Source organism: Martinezella rhizogenes, from assembly GCF_000799715.1.
In the GTDB taxonomy this organism is placed as follows: Bacteria; Pseudomonadota; Alphaproteobacteria; order Rhizobiales; family Rhizobiaceae; genus Rhizobium; species Rhizobium rhizogenes_C.
The window spans coordinates 1014043-1034002 of sequence record NZ_JUHG01000013.1 but is presented as its reverse complement, the minus strand read 5'-3'; the positions used below and the strand labels follow the sequence as shown (position 1 = coordinate 1034002).

Genomic DNA, 19960 nt, shown 5'->3' with positions numbered 1-19960 from the left:
CGCTCATCTGATCTGTAACCTTATCAGGGGTTGAATTTCTTCAACCATTCCAGCGTTGCCGGAACCAGGTGGCTGTCGATCGTCTCCGGCCCGGTAAAGGCGTTGAAAACATGATCCATGTCGAAAACGTCCAGACGCTCTTCGCCATCGTGATAATCGAGAAGGACCTGGCCGGATGCCGGCTGGGGCGTGACCGTGATATCCTTGCTGCCGACGATGACTTGCAGCGGGCCGGGGTAATGGGCGATTGCCGCGATCGTGCTGGTGGTTGGCATTTCCTTGAAGAAGGAAGCCTTCAGCGTGGTATCGACGCCCCACGGTAATTTGGCGGTGATCTCGGTGTCCGGCGGGCTGGTCAACCCTTTCGCGACATTGTCGGCGCCGAGGAGGCTGCCGTAGGTGTAAAGCGGCGTCACCACCGGCGCCCACAAGGTCACGGATTTGACGTCCGGTCGCGCCCTCGCCACATGGGCACCCACCAGGCCGCCCTGGCTCCAGCCGAGGATCGAGATCCTGAAGCCGTCGACCTTGTCGCTGGCCTTCAGCCAGTCCACCGCCGCGACGCCATCCTTGATCTGGCCGGAGAAGGTGGTATCAGCCCATTTGCCGTCGCTCTCCCCGGATCCGCGGAAGTCGATCCGCAGGCTTGCATAACCGCTTTCGGCAAGAAGCCGGGCGCTGCGCGAAAAGACCCCGTCCTTGGTGTCCTTGATCGCCAGTTCGTCGCGCGAGCCACCAAAGCCGTGGAACATGACAACGACGGGCGCCTTGGGATTGTTATCGATCGTCGACAGGGTGCCGATCACCTTTTGCCCGTCGACGCTAAAGGAAACCTTCGTCTCGGCGGCGGACGCGAAACTGGCGATGGTTGCCACAGTCAAGCACACGAGCCCAAATTTGCTCGCCTTCGTCATTCCAAGCATCTTAAATCCTCAACGGCCACGGTGTTGCAAATACCGATGAAGACTAGAGAAAAAGGCAACGCGGTCAAGGACAGGCCCGGGTGTTGTTACGCCGCAGTCCCACCCGTCACCTGGCGGCTTTTCCGGCTCTCATGCAACAGCCAGTCGCGGAATGCGATGACGCTGTGTTTTTGCGACTTCCGCTCCGAATAGACGGCCCAATAGGATTCGCTGGAGCGAACCGGCTTTCCGAGCGGTAGATGCAGCTCGCCGCTCTCCAGTTCCCGCTCGACATATTGCACCGGCACGACCGCCAGGCCGAGACCGCTGACGGCAGCGTTGATGAGCATCTCGCTATGGGCAAAGCGAACCCCCTGGATGGCGCCGCTATAGCTCAGATTGGCGGCTCGCAGCCAGTTGAGCCAGAGACTGGGCCTGCTGGCATTTTGAAGCGTGGGAAACCGGGCGAAATCGAGCCAGTCGAGCGTCGTCGTCGCCGGGATCAGCTTCGGGGAAGCGACGACGGCAAGCTCCTCGGGAAACAGCAAGGAGGCGCGCGCATTTCGCCAGGAGCCGACGCCGCGCAGGATGGCGATGTCAATCCGGCTATGATCGAAATCCAGCTTGGGATCGACCAGCATGATCTCGATCGGCATGTCGGGATTTCCCTGCACGAAGCCTTCGAGCCGGGGTGCCAGCCACCGCGCGGCAAGCGTGGGGTAGGCCCCGATCATCAGCGATGCATCCGCCTTGCGCCCACGCACGACGTCAATGGAGACCTCCTCAAGCTTGTTGAGCGTCTGTTCGATCTCCTGAAAATACTTGGCGCCGGGATCAGTCAGCACGAGCCGCGATCCGGAGCGCTCGAAAAGCCGGACGCCGAGATAGCGTTCGAGATTCTGTATATGGCGGCTGATGCCGCTTTGCGTCATCGCAAGCTCCTCCCCCGCCTTCGTAAAGCTCATGTGGCGAGCAGCGGCTTCGAAGGCCTGCAGGGCCGGTAATGAAGGAAGGAAGCGACGCATGAAGTCCCTATTATGTCTTCGTCATGACAAATACTCATGACGAACCGAGTTTTCAAGTTTTGTGTTTTTACGCGCGACAGGCCATTAATCGGGCAATTGTAATAGGTGCGCGAAAATTAGACGCCCACAAAGGAAAGAGAATCTTGCAAGCCTGCTTTTGCGATGGCGAAGCTCACACGATACGCGTCGGATGCGCTGCAAAGCAGGTCTCCTCGACCGTCGGACAAGAGCTTCAAACCGAGCTTTAGGCATCGGAGCGCTGGAGCTGCTCCTTCCTATTGCAGTCAAGCAGATCATCAATCATCAAACAAAAAAGGGGAATGAACATGATGAAACGCAGAGATTTCGCAGGCCTCATCGGGGTAGCCGCGACCGGTGCCGCAGCGGTAGCGCTATCAACCCCCGCCGTGGCCCAGACCGCGCCGAATGAATCGACGTTCGACCGGATCCGCAACAGCAAGAAGCTGCGCGTCGCCGGCATCGTCGGGACCGAGCCCTATTACCACAAGGACATCGCGACCGGGGAATGGTCCGGCTTCTGCATGAGCATGGCGCGCGATCTTGCGAAATCGATGGAAGCTGAGGTCGAGATCAGCGAGACGACCTGGGGCAACGCGGTGCTCGACCTGCAGTCGAAGAAGATCGACATCATGTTCGGTCTCAGCCCGACGCCGAGCCGGGCGCTGGTGGTCGAGTTCACCCGCCCGATCATGCAGAACACCTTCACCGTCATCGCCAAGCCCGGTCTGGAACCGAAGACCTGGGACGAGCTGAACAAGCCGGAGATCCGCGTCGCTGTCGATATCGGCTCGACCCATGATCTTTTTGCGCGCCGCGTCTTGCCGCAGGCGACGCTGGTTGCGTTGAAGTCGGCCGATGAGGCGACGCTTTCGGTTCAGGCCGGCCACGCCGACCTGGTGATCCAGGTGGCCATGCTGTCGCTGGTGACGGTCAAGAAGATCCCAAATCTCGGCAAGATCTTCGTTCCGACTCCGCTCATCCGCCAGCCGACCTGCGCCGGCGTCCGTGTCGAGGACAGCGCCCGCTTTCGCACCTTCGTCGACAACTGGCTGGAGTATAACCGCTCCTCCGGTGTGGTGACCAGCTGGATCACCTCCAGCCTTGAATTGGTCGGTGTGCAGAAGCAGGAAATCCCCGCCGAGATTCAATTCTGACGCAGCGGGATCGGGCCGTGCGGTAATGACCGGCCCGAACTCTCCCTGGCGCTTCCTGGTACAAAGGTTGCCAATTCATGTCTGAGCTTGCGAATGCGCTCGGTATCATCATGCTGGACACGACATTCGAACGTCCGGTCGGTGATGTCGGCAACGCAGAGAGCTGGCCCTTCCCCGTTCTTTATCGGAAGGTCTCCGGTGCTAACGTAAGAACCGTGGTGACGGGACGGGACGAAAGCCTCCTCGATGCTTTTGTTGAAGCCGGCGAAGCGTTGCGGCAGCAGGGTGCGCGCGCGCTCACCACTTCCTGCGGCTTTCTCGTGCTCAGACAATCGCTGCTGGCAAGCAGGCTATCGCTGCCGGTGGCGACATCGAGCCTGATGCAGATCCCGCTCGTCATGCGATGCTTGCCGGCGGGCAAGCGTGTCGGGGTCGTGACCTACGAGCGCAGTTCGCTGACCCCGGCGCATTTTGCGCAAGCCGGCGCCGATCCCGACACACCGACGGTCGGCTTGCCGAAAGAGGGATATTTTCACGGCCTGATCGAGCGTGGAGAGGCCTATGATCGGGACAATCTCGAACGGGAGCTGACCGAAACCGTGCAGGAACTGCTCACGCGTGAGGCCAACATCGGTGCGATTGTTTTCGAGTGCACCAACCTGCCGCCGTTTTCCGCGGTAATTGCCAGACGTTTCGGCCTTCCGGTCTTCGACATTCTGACGATGGGCCGTTGGTTGTTTGCGGGAACCCAGGCGGGATAGCCGCAGAATAGAATAAAAGAGGGATATTGCTCAGTGGGTTATCAATGGGATTTCGGCTTTCTGCTGCAATATAGCAAGCTGATCTGGATCGGTGCGCTCTACACCTGCGGTTTCACCATTATCACGGTGATCTCGGGCCTTACCGTCGGCTGCGCGATCGCACTGGCGCGGCTTTCCAACTTCAAGATTATCAGCGTGGTCTTGACCGGATTCATCGAGATTTTCCGCTGTACGCCGGTGCTGGTCCAGCTTGTCTGGTGTTATTACGCGCTGCCGATCCTGTCGGGCATCGAACTCACGCCGGCTGTGGCGGCCTTCATCACGCTGACGCTCTACGGCGCTTCGTTCTATAGCGAGATCATTCGCGGGGGTATCGTCTCCGTCGATGCCGGACAATGGGACGCCGGTCGAGCCATCGGCATGCGTCGGCATCAGCTCATGCGGCGCGTGATCATGCCGCAGGCACTGAGACGCATGCTGCCGCCTCTGGTCAATCAGAGCGTCCTGCAGTTGAAGAATACGTCGCTGCTGTCGGTGCTTGCCGTGCCGGATCTTCTCTATCAGGGCCAGCTGATCACCTCGGCGAGTTATCGCCCGCTGGAAACCTATACGATGATTGCGGTGATCTATTTCATCATCCTGTTTCCGCTCACGCGCCTCGCGCATGGGCTGGAAGCGCGGATGGCAAAATGATGCACGCCGAGAAGGAATGAAGCCATGTCTGACGACAAGATGATTGAGCTCGTAGGCGTCAAGAAGTCCTTCGGCCCTGTGGAGGTTCTCAAGGATATTACGTTGAGCGTCGGGAAAGGCAGCGTCGTGGCACTGATCGGCCCCAGCGGCTCGGGTAAATCCACGCTGCTGCGCAGCATCAACCTGCTGACCGTGCCCGACAAAGGCTATATCCGGGTGGGAAACCACACGATGGATTTCTCACGCTCAAGCGCCCTTCCACGGGACAGGGAGCTTGCAGCCTTCCGTGCGAGAACCGGCATGGTTTTTCAGAGCTTCAATCTCTTTCCGCATATGAGCGCCGAGGAAAACGTGATGGAGGGGCCGGTCACGGTGCTTGGCGTGACCAAGGCCGAGGCTCGCGAGCGTGCCCATGCGCTGCTGGAGAAGGTCGGGCTGGCGGACAAGGCCAAATCAAAGCCCGAGCAGCTGTCCGGTGGGCAGAAGCAACGCGTCGCCATCGCCCGCGCTCTCGCCATGCAGCCGGAAGTGATGCTGTTTGACGAGGCGACCTCGGCGCTCGATCCCGAATTGGTTGGCGAGGTTCTCGCGGTCGTGCGCTCGCTGGCCGCCGAAGGCATGACCATGCTGCTGGTGACGCACGAAATGGCCTTCGCCCGCGATGTCGCCGATCAGGTGATCTTCATGCGCGATGGATGCGTTGTCGAACAGGGTGACGCCCGGCAGATGATCGAAAATCCGAGCCATCCGGCAACACGCAGCTTTCTTAGCCATTTTCATACCGGGCTTGCAGGCCCGCTGCATCCAAGCTGACCGCGTCTGCCGCGTTTCGGCAAACAGGCCGGGGCATCAATTCAAAGCTTGAGGTTGAAGCAGGACAGCGCTCCTGCCATGCGCCGCCTGCGGCGCATGGGACAACATCATCCACCATCCTTCGAGGGACCAGAATGCCGAACACCGCCCCAAAGCACATCGCCGTCATCGGATGTGGCATCGTTGGCGCCTGCAGCGCACTCGCGCTGCTGAAGGATGGGCATCGTGTGACGATCATCGAACCGGGCGAGCCGGGTGACAGGCAGGCGGCGAGCTATGGCAATGGCGCCTTTCTCAGCCCGGCCTCGATCATCCCCATGTCCGTTCCGGGCCTCTGGAAGAAGGTGCCGGGCTACCTTCTTGATCCCCAGGGGCCGTTGACCATCCGCTGGAAGCATCTTTTGCCCCTCGCGCCATGGCTGCTGCGTTTCCTCAGCGCCGGCTCAACGCTCTCCAAGGTGCAGCGAACGGCGAAAATCCTGTCATCGTTGCTGTCGGATGCACCGATGCGTCATCGCGCCATCGCAGCCGATTGCGGGCAGCCGGACATGATCCGGCAGGACGGCCTGCTCTATGTCTATCCCGACCGGGCAAGTTTTGAGGCCGACGCTTTCGCCTGGGGGCTGCGGCGTGACAACGGTGTCATGTGGCGAGAGCTGCCGGGTGAGGAGCTGCATGCTTTCGACCCCTCCCTCAGTCGGCGCTATACATTTGCCGCGCTGGTCGAGGCTGGTGGACATTGCACGGACCCCGGCGCTTACGTTGCATTGCTGGTGCAGCGCGCCCTTGGCGAAGGCGCTCGCATGGTGAAGGCAAGCGCAAGCGGCTTCAGGATCAAGGACGGTCGGCTGACGGCTGTCGACACGGATTCTGGCGCGGTCGAATGTGACGGCGCCGTCATCGCGGCGGGAATCCAGTCGAAGGCGCTGGCACAAATGGTCGGCGATCGCATCCCGCTGGAAAGCGAGCGGGGTTATCATGTCGAGGTCGTCGATCCGAAGGCAGGCCCGCGCATTCCGATCATGCCGAGCGACGGCAAGATGGCCAATACCATGATGCCCGGCCGGCTGCGGGCATCGGGGCAGGTGGAGTTGGCGAGCGCCGATGCCGCGCCCGACTGGAAGCGGGCTGATATCCTGTTGCGGCAGCTTCTCAGCACCTATCCGGATCTCGGGAGCAGCCCGGAGGACCTGACGATCCTGCGCTGGCAAGGCAACCGCCCCTCGACCCCCGATGGCCTGCCCGTCATCTCCCGTTCGAATGCAACGGCCGATGTCGTGCATGCCTTCGGCCACGGCCATATCGGCCTTGCGGCCGGCCCGAAAACCGGAGAGCTGGTGGCTGCCTCGTTTTCCAGACGGTCGCCGCCGATCGACATCGGGCCTTTTGCGGCGTCACGCTTCCGATAGCGTCTCGCCGTCAGCGGTCGATGCGTGTCGACAATATGATCGATGACAGCGTTTTTTCGACGCCATCCATCTCGCCGATCCTGTCGATCACCTTGTCCAGTTCGCTGATCGACGCGGCGGCGATAATCGCGATCAGGTCGAAGCTGCCGCTGACGGAATAGACCGAGCGGACGTGAGGGATCGCCTGGAGCTCCTGCGTCACGCGGCCGAGCATCTTGGCCGTCAATGTGATCAGTACATGCGCCTTCACGAGGCCGCTTTCATAGCCGTCCGATAGACGAACACCGTAACCGGCAATCACACCATCCCGTTCAAGACGCTCGATTTTCGTCTGCACAGTCGTGCGCGACAGTCCGAGTTTACGGGCGAGCGTGGCGGTTGGAATACGGGCGTTTTCGCTGAGGAAGGACAGGAGCTGCCGGTCTTTTTCCGATAACGTCATTCTGATCAAATCCAACGGCATTTTGTATGAAATACCCGTTCATTTCTATCATTTTAGCGCTGTGAATCAACCAAGCTGTCGAGAATAAAAAAAGTATAAAAATTACGATCACTGTTTGGGAACTGATATGAAAAACATCGTTGTCATCGGCGCTGGCAAGATCGGATCGACGATTGCCCGCCTGCTTGTTCATTCCGGCGAATACCATGTAACGGTCGTCGACCGCAGCGAGGAACACCTTGCGCAAATCGAGACGGGTGCCGCGCTGCGCGTGGCCAAAGTCGACATCGCGGATGCCTCGGCGCTCGCGGCTGTTCTCTCCGGCAGCTTCGCCGTTCTCAGCGCCGCCCCGTATCATCTGACGATCGCCATTGCCGAAGCGGCGGCAAAGGCCGGCGTTCACTATCTCGACCTGACCGAGGATGTCGCATCGACCAAACGGGTGAAGGCCACCGCGCAAACCGCAAGCACTGCCTTTATTCCGCAATGCGGGCTGGCGCCGGGATTTATCTCGATCGTCGCCAACGACCTCGCCAGCCGTTTCGACAGCCTCGACAGCGTCCGCCTGCGTGTCGGCGCTCTGCCGCAATACCCGTCCAATGCCCTAAACTATAATCTGACCTGGAGCACCGACGGCGTCATCAACGAATATATCGAGCCATGCGAGGCGATCGTCGAGGGGAAACTCGTTCAGGTTCCGGCGATGGAAGAACGGGAAGAATTCTCGCTGGATGGCGTTACTTACGAGGCCTTCAACACATCCGGCGGGCTCGGCACCCTTTGCGAAACATTGGAAGGCAAGGTCAGGACGCTCAACTATCGCACGATCCGCTATCCTGGTCATGCGGCGATCATGAAAGCGCTTCTGAACGACCTCGGCCTGCGGCATCGCCGCGAAGTCCTGAAGGACATTCTCGAGCATTCGCTACCGTCTACCCTGCAGGACGTCGTCATCATTTTCGTCACGGTTTCCGGCTGGAGAAACGGCCGTCTCGTGCAGGAAACCTATGCGAACAAGGTCTATAGCGCGGTGGTTGCCGGCCGCCCGATGAGCGCCATCCAGATCACCACTGCGTCGAGCATTTGCGCCGTGCTCGATATGCTCAGCCACGGACACCTGCCCAATCGCGGCTTTGTCCGTCAGGAGGACATCGGGCTCGATCTGTTCCTGAAGAGCCAGTTCGGCCATTTCTACGAACAGGCGGCCGATACGCGAAGGATGGCGAGCTGATTTGACCGGCTACAGGCCTGCAAGGCGCGGACAATAGTCTTCCAGGCGGGGTTCGCTTGAACCCGCCTGGTTTCTCACTGCGAACCGCTTGCGATCTGCGCCATGGTCACGCAAAGGTTTGCGATGCTTGCGGGAGCCTTCTGATGCAGGACTCGCAATAGTCGTTCATCCGCGGTCACGAAACGCCAGTTGCGGCTGGCGGCGAGGCTAATATACATGCAGTCATAGGCCGGATGGCCAAGGCTGATTGCCATCTCCGTGGCTTCGGCGAGCAATCCCCGCATTGCAAACAGTTCGATATTGCTTCGCTCCAGCAGCTTTGCCGCCATGGATGCCTCGGCGGGCGTCAATTCGTTTCGCTGGGTCTTTTTCCATAGGATGTTGGCGCATTCCGCCACCAGCAGATCGGGCGCGGCAAAACGATGATTTTGCCGCAGCATGACAGCGAGTGGCGTCCCGTCTTCCTCAACGACCCATTTGACCGCGATGCTGGCGTCGATGACGAGCGTTTCGCTCACCGCTCGTCACGCCCTTCCTGCAGAAGGGTCTCAGAGGGTGTTTGCTTCCGCTTCGCGGTCAGTTGCCGCAGTTGCGCGGCCAGATCGTCGAAGGAAGGCTCGACCTCGCTCTCCAGAACTTGCCGCAAGATCTCTCGATGCTCGGCCTCCGCTGAACGACCGTGACGGGCGGCGCGCATCTTGAGCTTGGCAATCAGTTCGTCGTCGAGATTGCGGACATGCAGGTTGCCGGACATGATGCTCTCCATGATCTCATTGAGAGCAAAGATAGCGGTCTCGACAATCGATATCAAGGTGATCGAAACGAACCGGCCGATGTGCTTGAGCGACACCACTTTGGCCGGTCCGAACTCCGTCCGTTACTGGATCGCGGCGTCGAGCTTCTTCTTCCAGTCGCCGCTGTCTAGCTGCTTGCGCATAAATGCGTCCACGGCTGCCTTTAGCGCCGGGTCCTTGCGCAATAGATAGGCATTGTCGAAATGGGTGAATGGCTCCTTGACGGCAACCGGGCACAGCACGCCGGGATGCAGCTTGGATTGAATATCCACCTCTATGCCGTCGGTGATCATGATATCGGCCTTATCCGCCGCGATCTCATCGAAGATTGCCTTGTTGTCCGCAAACTCCTCGATCGGCGCCTTGGAGAAATGCTCATGGGCGAACTTGTCGTTGGTGCCGCCCGGATTGACGATCACGCGGACCGAAGGCTGGTCGATCGCCTCCAGCGTCGCATATTTGTCCTTGTCCTCGCAGCGGGCGATCGGGCGCTTGCCGTCGCTGACGTTGGGGACGGAAAAGTCGCCGACTTCGGCGCGTGCGGGGTTGACCGTAATGCCGCCCAGCGCGACGTCGAACTTGCCGGCCTTGAAATCGTCCAGCATGGTCTTCCATGTCGTCATCACGAATTCCGGCTTGACGTTCAGGCTTGTGGCCAGATCCTTGCCCATGGCGATATCGGCACCGGTCAGGGTACCGTCCGCGCCCTTGTAGCTGAAGGGCTTGTAGTCGCCCGTGGTGCCAATCTTGATCACGCCTGCCTTCTGGATCTGCGCCAGCGTGCCGTCTTCGGCCAGCGCCATGCCCGCCATTACATTCACCGCCGCAAATACGGTCGCCAGGAAATACGATCTCTTCATTGTTCTCTCTTTCTTCGCATGCTCGAACACGTCGAATGGACGCAAGAATCGTTCCGAATGGGAACCGGGAGGATGCCCGCTGTCGGATGTCGAGACAATCTACCCTGTTGCCGTGATTGTGCAGCTCTCAATAGGCATTCATGAATTATGTTCATAGCTTCATGCCGATTCTGCCGTCTAATCGGTATGCATGGCATGGCCTATTTTCTCTTCATCGCAATAACTGAGCGCTCACGACGGGTGGGCGCGAGAGGAAGAGCAATGAAGACGCGTATACTTGGCAAAAGCGGCCTGGAAGTTTCGGCCATCGGCTTCGGCTGCATGGGCTTGAACTTCGGCTATGGTCACGCACTGGGCACGCAGGAAGGCGTTACGCTGATCCGCCAGGCGGTTGAGCGCGGCGTCACCTTCTTCGACACGGCGGAGATCTATGGTCCTTTCACCAATGAAGAGATGGTCGGAGAGGCGCTGGCGCCGGTCCGCGATCAGGTGGTGATCGCAACGAAATTCGGCTTCGCGATCGATCCTGAGACCCGGAAGTCGAGCGGCCTGGATAGCCGGCCGGAAAACATCCGCAAGGTGGCGGAAGCCTCGCTCAAGCGGCTGGGCGTCGAGGTCATCGATCTTCTCTACCAGCATCGCGTCGACCCCAACGTGCCGATCGAGGATGTGGCCGGCGCCGTCAAGGAGCTGATCGCCGAGGGCAAGGTCAAGCATTTCGGCCTGTCGGAACCCGGCGCGCAGACGGTTCGCCGCGCGCATGCCGTACAGCCGATCACGGCGTTGCAGAATGAGTATTCGCTCTGGACGCGCGGTCCGGAAACCAACGGTATCCTTGAGGCCTGCGAAGAGCTCGGCATCGGCCTGGTCGCCTACAGCCCACTCGGCAAGGGCTTCCTGACAGGTGCGATGGGCAAGGATACCAAGCTGAGCGAGAACGACTTCCGCAAGCTCCTCCCGCGCTTCACGCCGGAGGCAATGGAGAAGAACCAGGCCTTGATCGACCTGCTGAAGACCATCGCCGACGCGAAGAGCGCGACGACCGCGCAGATCGCCCTTGCCTGGCTCCTGGCGCAAAAACCCTGGATCGTACCGATCCCCGGCACCACCAAGCTGCACCGGCTGGAAGAAAACCTCGCCGCCGCCGACATCGAACTGACGCCGGAGGATCTGGCGCGGATTCAGAGCGCGGCCGCCGAGATCGGGATCGAGGGTGAGCGCTATCCCGAGCATCTGCTGAAGACCGTCGGTCTTTGAGACGCCAAGAATTCCTATTGTGATCCGAGCCCGTGCGCTTGTCGCGCGGGCTCTATCTTTTTCAAGATTGGAGCTTGCCGTGTTTGAGAACATCAACGGCACTGGCTTCCGCTCGATCGTACAGGAACTGTAACCCGATGCCCAATCAGGCGAAAACCGCAGTCAAGCAAACGGCAGGAACTGCTGGTACTCCCCTTGCGGATACTCCAGGGACGGGAAAGATCGTTGGGACCGCAAGCCACGGATGGCGTGTCCTCGCGGTCCTGAGCGCGCTGATGGGCTTCGCATCGATCTCGACGGATCTCTATCTCCCGGCCATGCCGGCGATGGGCCGGGATCTCGGCGCCGACACCGGCGCCATCGAGTTGACGATCTCAGGCTTCCTCATCGGCTTCAGCCTCGGGCAGCTTCTCTGGGGTCCGGTCGGCGACCGTTACGGGCGGCGCCTGCCGGTGGCGATCGGGCTCGTGCTGTTCGTCATCGGTTCGGCTGGATGCGCCATGGCCGGCAACGCCTCGGCGATGATCGGGTGGCGTATCGTGCAGGCGGTCGGAGCCTGTGCCGGGGTCGTACTGTCGCGGGCAATGGTGCGCGATCTCTACGAGGGCAGCCGTGCGGCGCAGATGATGTCGACGCTGATGACCGTGATGGCGATCGCGCCCTTGCTCGGGCCGGTCGTGGGCGGACAGATCCTTGCGCTTGCGGGATGGCGGGCAATTTTCTGGACACTGGTGGGTGTCGGGCTTTTGACCCTTACGGCGCTCTTCACGCTGCCGGAGACATTGCCGGTCGAGCGGCGCAACCTCCAGCCGCTTGGGCGCGCGATTATCGGATATGGTACGCTTCTGCGTCATCGCCGTCTGCTCGGCTATGCGGGAACCGGTGGTTTCCTCTATGGCGGCATCTATGCCTATATTGCGGGCACGCCCTTCGCCTATATCACCTATCATCACGTCCCGGCCGGGCTCTACGGACTGCTGTTCGCCATCGGCATTGTCGGGATCATGATCGCCAATATCGTGAATTCGCGGCTGGTGTCCCGCTTCGGCGGCGACCGCCTGCTGCTCCATGGCAGTGCCGCTGCCGCGTCTTCCGGCATCGCGCTTGCCGTGGCGGCATGGACGGACTGGGGCGGGCTCTGGGGCCTGGTCGTGCCGCTCTTCCTGTTCATCTCCGCAACCGGCTTCATCGTCGCCAACTCCATTGCTGGGGCACTCACCGACTTTCCAGAGCGTGCCGGCACCGTGTCCGCTCTGGTCGGTGCGCTTCATTACGGCAGCGGCATCTTCGGCTCGGCCCTGGTCGGCACCTTTGCCGACGGCACGCCCTGGCCGATGGGTTGGGTGATCGCCCTTGCGGGGATCGGAAGCTTCGTTTGCGCACGGTCGCTCGCCCCAGGCCGGAAGGTTTGATCGATATCAATCCGCGCCGTTCGCTGCGATAGAGCAAATACGCAAAAATCAGCCGCGGGTACTACTGCGCCCGCGGCTGATCTCATTCAGCTTTCGCCGGATTGTTGCCGTCACCTGCCATATTGTTCGTCGGTGACTTTCTCCATCCAGTCGACGACCTTGCCATCTTGCATTTCGGCGATGGCGACATGCGACATTGCGCAGTCGGGTGCTGCGCCATGCCAGTGCTTTTCGTCGGGCTCGAACCAGACGATATCGCCCGGCCGGATGTCCTCGACGGGACCGCCATCCCGCTGCACCCGGCCAAGACCGGACACCACCAGCAGCGTCTGGCCGAGCGGATGCGTGTGCCAGGCGGTCCGTGCACCCGGCTCGAAGGTGACGGTTCCCCCACTCAGATTGCCGCTGCCGCTGAATGGTGCATCGACGCGTACCGTCCCGGTGAAGTAGTCCTCGGGTCCCTTTCGCGAGGGCTGTGCGCCGCTATGTTTGATCTGCATGTTCAGTCTCCTTGCAATAGGCGGCCGCGTCGATGGCAGCCAGCCTCTAAAAATCGCAAAGCCAATCTAGTCGTGGGACATTCTGACAATTAGTCACTATAAGTCGCATGTAGTCATGTCTGGAGTTCATGAATGCGACGTGAGGAACTGGTCGATCTCAATGCCTTTCTGACCGTGGCCGAAGAGGGGAGCTTTACCCGTGCGGCCGCGAAGCTCGGCACCTCCCAATCCGCATTGAGCCATACGATCCGGCGGCTGGAAGCGCGGGTCGGCGTGCGCCTGTTGACACGCACCACCCGCAGCCTTGCACCGACCGAAGCCGGCGAGCGGCTGCTTGCCACCTTGAAGCCGGCGCTCGACAGCATCGGCGCGGAACTCTCCTCGCTCAGTGAATTGCGCGAGAAGCCGGCTGGCACGATCCGCATCACCACCGCCGAACATGCGGCCAACACTGTTCTGTGGCCGGCGCTCGAGAAATTCCTGCCGGATTATCCGGATATCCATGTCGAACTGAGCATCGATTCCGGACTCACCGATATCGTGACCGAGCGTTTCGACGCCGGCGTCCGGCTTGGCGAGGCGCTTGCCAAGGATATGATCGCAACGCGCATCAGCCCCGCTGTGCGCATGATCGTGGTCGGCTCGCCCGCCTATTTCGAACAGAGAACAATCCCGCTCGTGCCGCAGGATCTGTCCGAACACAAATGCATCAATCAGCGTCTGCTCAGCGCGGGCAGCCTCTATGCTTGGGAATTGGAGAAGGACGGGCGCGAGGTGCGGGTGCGTGTCGAGGGACAGCTCGCCTTCAACAACACCAACATGATCGTCCGCGCCGCCATCGCCGGCTTCGGTCTGGCCTTTATCATGGAAGATCATGTCAGAGAGCAGCTTGCCGACGGCAGCCTGGTGTGCGTGCTGGAGGACTGGTGCCCGTCCTTTCCCGGCTATCATCTCTATTACCCGAGCCGGCGCCAGCCCTCCGCCGCCTTCGCATTGCTGGTGGACGCGCTGCGCTATCGGGACCGAGGACCGGCTTGATCCGGACGATCTGGTATCCGGCTCAGCTTCCGCGTTCTTCGAACACTTTCCTGACAACCGGTGCCGCCGACATCGCGTTCGGCCAGCCGGAGTAGAAGGCCAGATGCGTGATCACGCCGGAAATTTCCTGCTTGGTCAGGCCGTTGTTCATGCCGATATTGGTGTAGCCCGTGAGCTGGGCGACGCGGCCGATGGCGACCAGGGCAGCGGGGTTTCCCGCCGCCCGTCCGAAAGGGAGCACTCAGCTCATCTCGGGTAGGTCGTGGATGAGCTTGTCGAGGGTAATGGGATAATGACGCACCCTGACGCCGGTTGCATTGTAGATGCCGTTGGCGATGGCGGCGGCGACGCCGCAAAGGCCGAGTTCGCCGACGCCCTTGGCCTTCATCGGCGATGACATCGGGTCGGTCTCGTCGAGGAAGATGACGTCCTGATGCGGGATGTCGGCATGGACAGGCACCTCGTAGCTCGCGAGATCATGGTTGACGAAGAAGCCCCTCGTCGTGTCGACGGCGAGTTCCTCCGTCAGCGCCCCGCCGACGCCCATCGTCATCGCGCCGATCACCTGACTGCGTGCCGTGATCGGATTGAGGATGCGTCCCGCCGCGCAGACAGCCAGCATCCGCCGGATGCGTGTCTCGCCGGTCGCCATGTCGACGCCGACCTCGACGAAGTGGGCGCCGAAGGTCGATTGCTGGTGTGTCTTGTCGAGATCGCCGTATTCGATGCTGTCCTCCCCGACCAGCCCGTCGCCGGCGGCTTCTGTGAGCGGTACGGATCGGTTGCCCGAGCGGACCTGCTCGTCGGCAAAGACGATATCGGCCGAATTGAAGCCCAGCTTCTGGGCCACGGCTTCGCGCAGCTTCACGCACGCCGCATAGACGCCCGAGGTGGAGTTGTTGGCGCCCCATTGCCCGCCGGAACCGGCCGAGATGGGGAAGGAGGAGTCTCCCAGCCGGACCTCGACCTTGTGCATGGGTAGCCCCATCATCTCGGCAGCGGTCTGGGCGATGATGGTGTAGGTCCCGGTGCCGATATCGGTCATGTCGGTCTCGACGGTGACGACGCCACGACTATCAAGCCGGACGCGTGCGCCGGACTTCATCAGCAGGTTGTTGCGGAAACCGACGGCGACGCCCATTCCCATGAGCCAGCGTCCGTCGCGCCGGCTGCCGGGCCTGGCATTGCGGTCGTTCCATCCGAAGCGGTCGGCGCCGGTTTGCAGGCATTCGATAAGCCGACGTTGCGAGAAGGGACGCTCAGGGTTTTCCGGATCGACCTGCGTGTCGTTGAGGATGCGGAACTGGACCGGATCAAGACCGAGTTTCTCCGCCATCTCGTCCATGGCGATTTCGAGCGCCATCAGGCCCGGTGCCTCGCCTGGTGCACGCATGGCGTTGCCTTCCGGAAGATTGAGGATGGAAAGGCGCGTCGCCGTCATCCGGTTGGCGCCGGCATAGAGCAGCCGTGTCTGCTGCACGGCATTTTCAGGTCCGCCGCCCTCCAGGTTGGCGGACCAGCCCTCATGGCCGATCGCGGTGATCTTGCCGTCCGACGTTGCGCCGATCCTGATCCGCTGGATCGTTGCTGGGCGATGCGTGGTGTTGTTGAACATGAACGGTCGCGTCAGCGCCACCTTGACCGGCCGGCGGGCGGCACGCGCGCCGAGTGCTGCAAGGATTGCATCCGTGCGGACGAACAGCTTGCCGCCGAAGCCGCCGCCGACGAAGGGTGAAATCAGGCGAACCTTGTCTGGAGCAATGCCGAGCGTCGTCGCTACGTCGCCCTTGCTCCAGGCGATCATCTGGTTCGAGGTCCACAGCGTCAGGTCGTCGCCGTTCCACGCCGCGATCGAGGCATGCGGCTCCATCATCGCATGCGCGTGGTCGGGTGTGGTGTAGGTTTCGTCCAGCTTGACGGGGGCTGCTGCAAAGGCGCCGGCGAAGTCGCCGACGGCGGTATCGGGCGTGCCCCGGTCCGGTGTTCCTGCCTTGTCCTTTGCCCCGGCAAGCACGTAGGAGGCATTTTCGGCTGTGTAGCCTATGCGGACGAGCTGTGCCGCCGCGCGGGCCTGTTCGAAGGTCACGGCAACGACGAGAGCAACGGCCTGATGATAATGTTCGATATCAGGGCCGCCCAGCAATTTTGCAGTGTTGAAACGGCCCTTGCCGAGTTTGCCGGCATTGGCCGCCGTCACGATGGCGATGACGCCGGGTGCCGCGCGCGCTTCGGCGAGATCGTAGGATGTGATCCGCCCCTTGGCGATGGACGAGCCGACGACATAACCATAGGCCTGGTTGGGCACGACGTCGTGCTGTTCATAGGCGTAGCGGGCCGTGCCCGTTGTTTTCAGCTGGCCATCGATGCGCTCGATGGGCTGGCCGACCACCTTGAGCTGGTCGATCGGGTTTGTGGTGGCTGGTGTGTCGAATCTCATCTCTTATCCCCTTGCTTCGGCAAGAACGGCACTGAGCGTACGCTCGACGAGCGTAACCTTGAAGGCATTCTGTTCGGTGGGATGCGCGCCGGCGAGCAGCTTTTCCGTGACCGCTTTTGCGCCTTTCGGAAGATCGGCTTCGGCCGCCTCGACGCGCCAGGGCTTATGCGCGATGCCGCCGACGGCGACACGGCCGGTCCCATCCGGCTGCACGATCGCGCCGATCGAAACCAGCGCGAAAGCGTAGGAAGCACGGTCGCGGACCTTGCGGTAGATCTGTTTGCCGCCAACAGGCTTGGGAAGGGTCGCGGCCGTGATCAGCTCGCCGGGTTCGAGCACCGTCTCCACATGCGGGGTGTCTCCCGGGAGGCGATGGAAATCGGCGATCGGGATGCGGCGTGTGGTTCCATCGGGCCGCACGGTTTCGACGGTCGCGTCCAGCGCGCGCATGGCGATCGCCATGTCGCTCGGATGCGTGGCGATGCAGGCGTCGCTGACGCCGATCACCGCATGCTGGCGGCTGAACCCGCCGATGGCCGCGCAGCCGCTGTCGGGCTGGCGTTTGTTGCACGGCTGGTTGGTGTCGTAGAAATAGGGACAGCGCGTGCGCTGAAGTAGATTGCCCGCGGTCGTCGCCTTGTTGCGCAACTGGCCGGAGGCGCCGGCAAGCAGGGCGCGCGACAACAAGCCGTAGTCGCGGCGCACCCGTTCGTCGGACGCCAGATCGGTGTTGCGCACCAGCGCACCGATACGAAGCCCGCCCTCGGGCGTTGCCTCGATCTTGTCGAGCGCCAGGTCATTGACGTCGATCAGATGCGTCGGCGTCTCGATCTGCAACTTCATCAGATCGAGCAGGTTGGTGCCGCCGGCGATGAATTTGGCACCCCTGGTACCTGCCGCGGCCTTTGCGGCTGCCTCCACCGAGGAGGCGCGTTCATAGCTGAAGGCTTTCATGCCTGTCTCCCCGCAACTTCGCTGATGGCATCGAGAATGTTGGAATAGGCGCCGCACCGACAGATGTTGCCGCTCATCCGCTCGCGGATCTCGTCGGCGGTGACGGTGGCCCCCGCGGTCAGGTCGCCGGTGACATGGCTCGGCACGTTCGCATTGATTTCCTCCAGCACCGCGACGGCCGAACAGATCTGACCGGGCGTACAATAGCCGCACTGGAAGCCGTCATGCTTGACGAAGGCAGCCTGCATCGGATGGAGGTTGCCGGGTTTACCCAGCCCCTCAATGGTGGTGATGGTATCGCCCTCATGCATGACGGCAAGCGTCAGACAGGAGTTGATGCGCCGGCCGTCGACGATGACGGTGCAGGCGCCACACTGGCCGTGGTCACAGCCCTTCTTGGTGCCGGTGAGGTGCAAATGTTCTCGCAAGGCGTCCAGCAGGCTCGTGCGCGTGTCAATATCGAGGTCGCGAACCTCGCCGTTCACGGTGAAGGAGACCTTGGAGGAGAAGGGCGTTTCGGGCTCGGAGGTCTGGGCGTTGGCCATGGGCGGCGCGGCGGTGATCGCCACGGACGCGGCAGTTGCCACCAGCAGATCGCGCCGGGAGATTTCCAGGTCGACAGGATTGTGCATATCAAGCTCCATGTCATGATGAGGTGAAGCGCATAAAGCGCGGCCCATGCGGCAAACGCTGTTGCAACAGCTTCGACACTTGTCGGGCGCATCCGCTCGGTCCAGGGAGCCGGAACGAACTACTCACCCGACTTAAGAAGTAGGGTGCGGCAGGCCCGCGGATTAGGGATCGATTTCCGATAGGGCCTATGAACTGAGTTCATGAATGGACGGCAGGCCGAAAATGATGGGCCGTACGAGAAAAAATGAAAGGGTGATGTCGAAATCGGGTGGGGTCGAACGTCATTGGATCATAGTCGGTACGGTGATCGCCGCGCCGAGGGTTGGTCTCGTGGATATGGGAGTTGAGCGAATGAGCATTTCCTATCGTTGGGTCATTGTGGGTGCGGGTGCGCTGATGACCTGTGTGGCACTCGGCGCGATGTTTTCGCTGGCGATTTTCCAGGTGCCGATCGCCGCCGCCACCAATTGGTCGCATGCCGGCATCGCGAGCGCCATGACACTCAACTTCCTGGTGATGGGGCTCGGCGGTTTCATGTGGGGGGCGGCGAGCGACCGTTTCGGGCCTCGCATCGTCGTCTTGATCGGAGCGGTGCTGCTGGGGCTGGCACTCGTGCTCGCAAGCCGGGCAACATCGCTTCTGCAGTTTCAATTGACCTACGGCATTCTCGTCGGCCTGGCCGCTAGTGCCTTCTTCGCGCCGATGATCGCGGCGACGACGGCATGGTTCGATGAAAACCGCAGTCTCGCCGTTTCACTGGTCTCCGCCGGCATGGGTGTTGCGCCGATGACGATCTCGCCCTTCGCCCGCTGGCTGATTTCGGCCTATGACTGGCAGACGGCGATGATGCTGATTGGCATTCTCGCTTGGATATTGCTGGTGCCGGCTGCGCTCCTGGTGCGAGGCCCGCCCGTTGCCGCAGACGATCCATCCGTCGATGTAGCCACTACCGAAGGCCCGAGCGTGCCGCTTGGACAGATATTCCGCTCGCCGCAATTCCTTGTTCTCGGCGGCACCTTTTTTGCCTGCTGCGCTGCCCATTCGGGGCCGATCTTCCATATGGTGAGCTATGCGACGATCTGCGGCGTCGCGCCGATGGCGGCGGTCAGCATCTACAGCGTCGAGGGGCTGGCGGGGCTCGGGGGCCGGCTTCTCTATGGCACGCTCGCCGACCGGATCGGCGTTAAGCCGGTCTTGGTCGCCGGGCTCCTGGTGCAGGCCGTGGCGCTCGCGACCTATCTTCTCGTCAGCCAGCTCGGGGAGTTCTATACACTCGCCGTCATCTTCGGCAGCGCCTATGGCGGGGTCATGCCGCTTTATGCGGTACTGGCGCGCGAATATTTCGGCCCCCGCGTCATCGGCACCGTCTTTGGCGCGGCGACGATGCTGTCGAGCATCGGCATGGCGTTCGGCCCGCTGGCCGGTGGTTGGATCTTCGATACGTTCGGGAACTATTCTTGGCTGTTCATCGGGTCGTCCATGGTCGGGCTTGGGGCCGTGGCCATCGCGCTCGCCTTTCCGCCGATGCAACGCCTCATGCTTCGGCCGGCGTGAGCATGAGACGCAGAGGCAGAAAAGTGTACATGGAAGGTCGCCCTTCAGCCGCTGCCGGAGAGGCTTGAGC

The 19960-nt window shown here is 61.5% G+C and carries 21 protein-coding genes; 10 read left to right on the top strand and 11 right to left on the bottom strand.

All coding sequences use genetic code 11. The features are described from left to right. Nucleotides 1–23: 23 nt before the first annotated feature. Together EX00_RS16675 and EX00_RS16670 are read right to left on the bottom strand one after the other, a co-directional pair. Nucleotides 24–875, bottom strand: a complete 852-nt coding sequence (locus tag EX00_RS16675; protein WP_234709042.1) for an alpha/beta hydrolase family protein — start codon at nt 873–875, stop codon at nt 24–26. A 134-nt stretch (nt 876–1009) separates the two neighbouring features. Beyond that, entirely contained in the window at nt 1010–1927 is a 918-nt protein-coding gene (locus tag EX00_RS16670; protein ID WP_047459864.1) for a LysR substrate-binding domain-containing protein, read from the bottom strand. A 326-nt stretch (nt 1928–2253) separates the two neighbouring features. On the opposite strand from EX00_RS16670, the gene EX00_RS16665 reads away from it, so the two are divergent. The 5 genes from EX00_RS16665 (at nt 2254) to EX00_RS16645 (ending at nt 6778) form a co-directional block, all read left to right on the top strand. Then, nucleotides 2254–3102 (top strand): transporter substrate-binding domain-containing protein, encoded by an 849-nt coding sequence (locus EX00_RS16665; protein WP_047459863.1) that lies wholly within the window; start codon nt 2254–2256, stop codon nt 3100–3102. A 77-nt stretch (nt 3103–3179) separates the two neighbouring features. After that, nucleotides 3180–3863, top strand: a complete 684-nt coding sequence (locus EX00_RS16660; protein ID WP_047459860.1) for an aspartate/glutamate racemase family protein — start codon at nt 3180–3182, stop codon at nt 3861–3863. Nucleotides 3864–3896: 33 nt separating this feature from the next. Further along, nucleotides 3897–4556, top strand: coding sequence for an amino acid ABC transporter permease (locus tag EX00_RS16655; protein ID WP_047459857.1), 660 nt, complete (start codon nt 3897–3899; stop codon nt 4554–4556). Nucleotides 4557–4580: 24 nt separating this feature from the next. Next, a complete protein-coding gene (locus tag EX00_RS16650) occupies nt 4581–5369 on the top strand; it encodes an amino acid ABC transporter ATP-binding protein (RefSeq protein WP_047459855.1) in 789 nt (262 codons plus the stop codon). Nucleotides 5370–5503: 134 nt separating this feature from the next. Further along, a complete protein-coding gene (locus tag EX00_RS16645; RefSeq protein ID WP_047459851.1) occupies nt 5504–6778 on the top strand; it encodes an NAD(P)/FAD-dependent oxidoreductase in 1275 nt (424 codons plus the stop codon). A gap of 10 nt (nt 6779–6788) precedes the next feature. Here EX00_RS16645 and EX00_RS16640 read toward each other — a convergent pair whose 3' ends face one another. Beyond that, nucleotides 6789–7220, bottom strand: coding sequence for an Lrp/AsnC family transcriptional regulator (locus tag EX00_RS16640; RefSeq protein ID WP_047459850.1), 432 nt, complete (start codon nt 7218–7220; stop codon nt 6789–6791). Nucleotides 7221–7347: 127 nt separating this feature from the next. Here EX00_RS16640 and EX00_RS16635 point away from each other — a divergent pair, with 127 nt between their 5' ends. After that, on the top strand, nt 7348–8451 hold the full coding sequence (locus EX00_RS16635; RefSeq protein WP_047459848.1) for a saccharopine dehydrogenase family protein: 1104 nt from the start codon (nt 7348–7350) through the stop codon (nt 8449–8451). Between the two features lie 74 nt (nt 8452–8525). Here the strand turns inward: EX00_RS16635 and EX00_RS16630 are convergent, their stop codons facing one another. The 3 genes from EX00_RS16630 to EX00_RS16620 form a co-directional block, all read right to left on the bottom strand. Continuing rightward, the gene (locus EX00_RS16630; protein WP_047459846.1) at nt 8526–8969 is read right to left on the bottom strand and encodes a type II toxin-antitoxin system VapC family toxin; all 444 of its coding nucleotides are present in this window, start codon (nt 8967–8969) and stop codon (nt 8526–8528) included. After that, nucleotides 8966–9205: a FitA-like ribbon-helix-helix domain-containing protein gene (locus EX00_RS16625; RefSeq protein WP_047460477.1), complete on the bottom strand. Its 240-nt coding sequence runs from the start codon at nt 9203–9205 to the stop codon at nt 8966–8968. The genes EX00_RS16630 and EX00_RS16625 overlap by 4 nt, the downstream gene beginning before the upstream one ends. Before the next feature lie 123 nt (nt 9206–9328). Then, nucleotides 9329–10105 (bottom strand): transporter substrate-binding domain-containing protein, encoded by a 777-nt coding sequence (locus EX00_RS16620; protein ID WP_047460474.1) that lies wholly within the window; start codon nt 10103–10105, stop codon nt 9329–9331. Nucleotides 10106–10366: 261 nt separating this feature from the next. On the opposite strand from EX00_RS16620, the gene EX00_RS16615 reads away from it, so the two are divergent. Then, the gene (locus tag EX00_RS16615; RefSeq protein WP_047459843.1) at nt 10367–11362 is read left to right on the top strand and encodes an aldo/keto reductase; all 996 of its coding nucleotides are present in this window, start codon (nt 10367–10369) and stop codon (nt 11360–11362) included. Between the two features lie 137 nt (nt 11363–11499). Then, entirely contained in the window at nt 11500–12774 is a 1275-nt protein-coding gene (locus EX00_RS16610; protein WP_047459840.1) for a multidrug effflux MFS transporter, read from the top strand. Between the two features lie 110 nt (nt 12775–12884). On the opposite strand, the gene EX00_RS16605 is transcribed toward EX00_RS16610, so the two are convergent. Further along, nucleotides 12885–13274, bottom strand: a complete 390-nt coding sequence (locus tag EX00_RS16605; RefSeq protein WP_047459837.1) for a (R)-mandelonitrile lyase — start codon at nt 13272–13274, stop codon at nt 12885–12887. A gap of 132 nt (nt 13275–13406) precedes the next feature. Between EX00_RS16605 and EX00_RS16600 the strand changes: the two genes are divergently transcribed. Then, nucleotides 13407–14312: a LysR family transcriptional regulator gene (locus EX00_RS16600; RefSeq protein ID WP_047459834.1), complete on the top strand. Its 906-nt coding sequence runs from the start codon at nt 13407–13409 to the stop codon at nt 14310–14312. A 22-nt stretch (nt 14313–14334) separates the two neighbouring features. On the opposite strand, the gene EX00_RS16595 is transcribed toward EX00_RS16600, so the two are convergent. The 4 genes from EX00_RS16595 to paoA are packed head-to-tail and all read right to left on the bottom strand — an operon-like array spanning nt 14335 to nt 18347. Then, nucleotides 14335–14553 (bottom strand): carboxymuconolactone decarboxylase family protein, encoded by a 219-nt coding sequence (locus EX00_RS16595; protein WP_047459832.1) that lies wholly within the window; start codon nt 14551–14553, stop codon nt 14335–14337. After that, nucleotides 14554–16749, bottom strand: coding sequence for an aldehyde oxidoreductase molybdenum-binding subunit PaoC (gene paoC, locus EX00_RS16590; RefSeq protein WP_047459828.1), 2196 nt, complete (start codon nt 16747–16749; stop codon nt 14554–14556). It lies immediately after the preceding gene. A 3-nt stretch (nt 16750–16752) separates the two neighbouring features. After that, nucleotides 16753–17703 carry an FAD binding domain-containing protein gene (locus EX00_RS16585; RefSeq protein ID WP_047459825.1) on the bottom strand — a complete coding sequence of 317 codons (951 nt, stop codon included), beginning with the start codon at nt 17701–17703 and terminating at the stop codon, nt 16753–16755. Beyond that, the gene (paoA, locus tag EX00_RS16580; RefSeq protein ID WP_202903724.1) at nt 17700–18347 is read right to left on the bottom strand and encodes an aldehyde dehydrogenase iron-sulfur subunit PaoA; all 648 of its coding nucleotides are present in this window, start codon (nt 18345–18347) and stop codon (nt 17700–17702) included. Before paoA ends, EX00_RS16585 begins: the two co-directional genes overlap by 4 nt. 340 nt (nt 18348–18687) lie before the next feature. Between paoA and EX00_RS16575 the strand changes: the two genes are divergently transcribed. Beyond that, a complete protein-coding gene (locus EX00_RS16575) occupies nt 18688–19890 on the top strand; it encodes an MFS transporter (protein ID WP_047460471.1) in 1203 nt (400 codons plus the stop codon). Nucleotides 19891–19960 lie beyond the last annotated feature (70 nt).